Origin of the sequence: uncultured Chitinophaga sp. (assembly GCF_937874145.1) — a bacterium.
In the GTDB taxonomy this organism is placed as follows: domain Bacteria; phylum Bacteroidota; class Bacteroidia; order Chitinophagales; family Chitinophagaceae; genus Chitinophaga.
Genome location: NZ_CALNBI010000114.1, coordinates 1 through 3,058 on the forward strand (window position 1 = coordinate 1; position 3,058 = coordinate 3,058).

The window sequence follows — 3,058 nt, forward strand, 5'->3', positions numbered from 1 at the left end:
AAGGAAAGCCGCTGGACGAATTTTACCTCTATATCTGGGACGGTATTTTTCAAAACCAGGCGGAAATCGACCGGTCACCCAAACAACCCATTACGCCAACACCCGGCGATCTGAAAATAAAGGATGTAAACGGAGACGGCATTATCAGCGATGCGGACCGTACTTATGTGGATGGGAAGTATCCCAATATTCAATATACCGTTAACCTGGGCCTTAACTGGAAGCAATTCGACTTGAGTGCGATGCTGTATGGCTCAGGCGGACAGAAAGTATATGTGAACGGCTGGGGTGCTGAACCCTTCCGCCAGGGCTCGCTGCCGACTGTAGATTGGCGCAACCGGTGGACGCCCACCAATCCCACCAACACGATGCCCAAAATATATATGGCGGATGGTTACCAGCCGGTACAAGGCTATCCTTCCACATATTTCCTGAAAGACGCATCATTCGTGCGCATGAAGAACCTGCAACTTGGATATACATTGCCTTCCCGTATTGCCAGCAAAGCCGCGATGAAAAACTTCCGGCTTTACGTTGCTGCAGAAAATCTGTTTACCATCAGCGATTATCCCGGCCTTGATCCGGAACGCGTAGGCGACGGGCTCTATGTGACCTATCCGCAAATCCGCACGTTCACCTTCGGTGCGTCCGTGCAATTCTGATTTCCAGTATTTAAAAGCACTACATCATGAAACGAACTCTCAGAAATATATCACTCGCGTTGGGAACCACTTTGCTCTTCGGCGCATGTACAGACCTGGATGTTTCGCCTACTACAGAACTGCCGAGATCCATATTCTGGAAATCGGAAAAGGACGCCGATTTTGCATTGACAGGTATTTATAATTACCTCCTTTCTCCCGGCGGCAACTGGGCTTGCTCGCAGTACCAAATCTATGCCTGGGACGCCTATACGGACGATGCATACACGCAACACGATTACGGTGGCGGGAGAACGGTGGGCAGCTCCGGGCTCACGCCGAATACGAAAGCTTATGTGGAAAGCTATTACACGAACAACTATAAAGCCATCGCCGCAGCCAATCATTTTCTCGCGAACGTAGATAAGGTGATCAGTGGCGACAAGCTGAAACAGTATAAAGCGGAAGCGCACTTCATGCGGGCTTTCAATTATTTCTGGCTGGCAAAACTGTACGGAAATGTACCCATCACGAAAGCCGATCCATTCACGCTCGACTATAACAGCGTACTGGCAAAATCAACGCGGGCGGAAGTGCTGGCCTTCGTAAAAGAAGACCTGGATATCGCCATCGCCGGCCTGCCCGATGTGCCATACGGAAACGGCCATGCCGTAAAAGGGACGGCGCAGGGATATAAAGTTAGGGTACTGCTTTTCGAGAAGAAATTTGCGGAAGCGGCTGCGCTTGCCAAAGAAATCATCGACGGCAAGAAATTTTCTCTTAATGATAATTACGCCGCCAATTTTTATAAACCGGGTCAGAATTCCAGCCCTGAAATCATGTTCTCCGTGAAATACCTCCTGCCGAATATCCCCCACCAGGATGCGCCCCTGGCCGCTACCACATTCGCCTGGAAGGGTTACCTCGGTACGCAGGACCTCATCAATGAATACGAAGCCAATGACCCGCGCAAAACCATGACCTGGTTCTTCCCGGGGGATGATGTCAATGAGGGCTGGCCTTACACCGGAGACCTGGCGGTAGCCACACCGGGGAAGGGAGGTTGGATAGAAGGATATTATGCACCTAAAAAATGGCTCACGCCAGGCATTGTAAACCCCTCTTCCGGCACGCTGGACGACAACGACTTCGTGTTGCTGCGGTTTGCCGATATCAAGCTCATGTATGCCGAAGCGCAAAATGAAGCTGTAGGCCCCGATGCATCGGTGTATACGCAGATCAACGAGGTGCGTGACCGGCCGGGCGTGAACATGCCCGGGTTGCCGGCCGGCCTTAACCAGGCTCAAATGCGGGAGCGGATCCGTAAAGAAAGGAGGGTGGAATTTGCATTGGAAGGCCACCGTTATTTCGATCTCCGCCGCTGGGGCATCGCCGAGCAAAAGCTAAACGGCTTCGCCACTAATCCGCTTGCGCCGAACATCAAACTGAAATATGAAGCCAAATACGAGTTCTGGCCGATCCCCCAAACGGAAATCGACCGGAATACGCCCGCGCTCAAACAGAACCCGGATTATTGATCCACACGTGCTACTCCTCTATGTATAAATTGAAAATTCCGGAGATCATCTTCGGTACCAGCGGCCTGGGAAACCTTTACGAGGCATGGCCACAAAGCGTCAAGATGGAAGCCGTCGGCGATTGCGTGCAACATGCGCCGGGGCCGCTGGTTTTTGATTCCGCCGGGAAGTACGGCGCCGGCCTCGCGCTCGAAACGCTCGGGGCGGGATTGAAAGCCGCCGGCGTGCTTCCGCGCGATGTCATCATCATCAACAAACTGGGCTGGCTGCAAACACCGCTGCAAACACCGGAGCCGACCTTCGAGCCCGGCGTCTGGAAAGACTTGCGGCACGACGCGGTGCAGTCCATCAGCTACGAAGGGATTTTGGCCTGTTACGAACAAGGGAACTCCCTGCTGGGCGATTACCGGGCCAACTGGGTGTCTGTCCACGACCCGGACGAATATCTCGATGCGGCGCCGTCGCTCGCCGAAAAAACACAACGTTTCCGCGACATACGGGGCGCCTGCACAGCGTTGCAGGAATTAAAGCGGGAAGGAAAGGTGACGGCCGTGGGGATCGGCGCCAAAGACTGGATGGTGATCCGGGAAATATGCCGGCACACCGATCCCGATTGGGTGATGATCGCCAACAGCATGACGATGCACTCCCATTCCGGGAGCCTTGTGGATTTCATGCGGCAACTGCAGGAAAGGGGCATCGCCATCATCAATGCGGCCGTATTTAACGGAGGGTTCCTCACCGGCCTGGATTTTTACAATTATCAACCCGTTTCCGCCCTAACCCATCCGCAACTTTTTCGCTGGCGTGAACGCATGCTCGAGGCATGCAAGGCTTTTGATGTAAGTCCCGCAGAGGCCTGCATTGCATTTGCGAGAA

The 3,058-nt window shown here is 53.4% G+C and carries 2 protein-coding genes and 1 pseudogene; all 3 read left to right on the forward strand.

The window, feature by feature from the left end; translation table 11 throughout:
• A pseudogene (locus Q0510_RS05185) lies at nt 1-662 on the forward strand (TonB-dependent receptor); the annotation flags it as partial.
• Between the two features lie 26 nt (nt 663-688).
• A complete protein-coding gene (locus Q0510_RS05190; protein ID WP_298708897.1) occupies nt 689-2,179 on the forward strand; it encodes a RagB/SusD family nutrient uptake outer membrane protein in 1,491 nt (496 codons plus the stop codon).
• Between the two features lie 20 nt (nt 2,180-2,199).
• Nucleotides 2,200-3,058: aldo/keto reductase (locus Q0510_RS05195; protein ID WP_298708899.1), on the forward strand; the 859-nt coding region annotated here is incomplete at its 3' end.